We start from the raw sequence: 626 nt of genomic DNA on the forward strand, positions 1-626 counted from the left end.
TATGAATCCGCAGCTTCGGTGACTAGTTTAGCCCCGTTACATCTTCCGCGCAGACCGACTCGACTAGTGAGCTATTACGCTTTCTTTAAAGGATGGCTGCTTCTAAGCCAACCTCCTAGCTGTCTATGCCTTTCCACATCGTTTCCCACTTAACTAGTACTTTGGGACCTTAGCTGGCGGTCTGGGTTGTTTCCCTCTTCACAACGGACGTTAGCACCCGTAGTGTGTCTCCCGCATATCACTCATTGGTATTCGGAGTTTGCAAAGGGTTGGTAAGTCGGGATGACCCCCTAGCCTTAACAGTGCTCTACCCCCAATGGTGTTCGTGCGAGGCTCTACCTAAATAGATTTCGGGGAGAACCAGCTATCTCCCGGCTTGATTAGCCTTTCACTCCGACCCACAAGTCATCACCGCATTTTTCAACATACGTGTGTTCGGTCCTCCAGTTGATGTTACTCAACCTTCAACCTGCCCATGGGTAGATCGCCGGGTTTCGGGTCTATACCCTGCAACTAAACGCGCAGTTAACACTCGCTTTCGCTACGGCTCCCCTATTCGGTTAACCTTGCTACAGAATATAAGTCGCTGACCCATTATACAAAAGGTACGCAGTCACCAGACTAAA

At 49.8% G+C, this 626-nt stretch carries 1 rRNA gene; it reads right to left on the reverse strand.

The features are described 5' to 3' along the window. Window positions 1-626, reverse strand: a 23S ribosomal RNA gene (locus AC27G3_RS18180); the annotation flags it as partial.

It is taken from the genome of Colwellia sp. SU-HH01217, assembly GCF_057543495.1.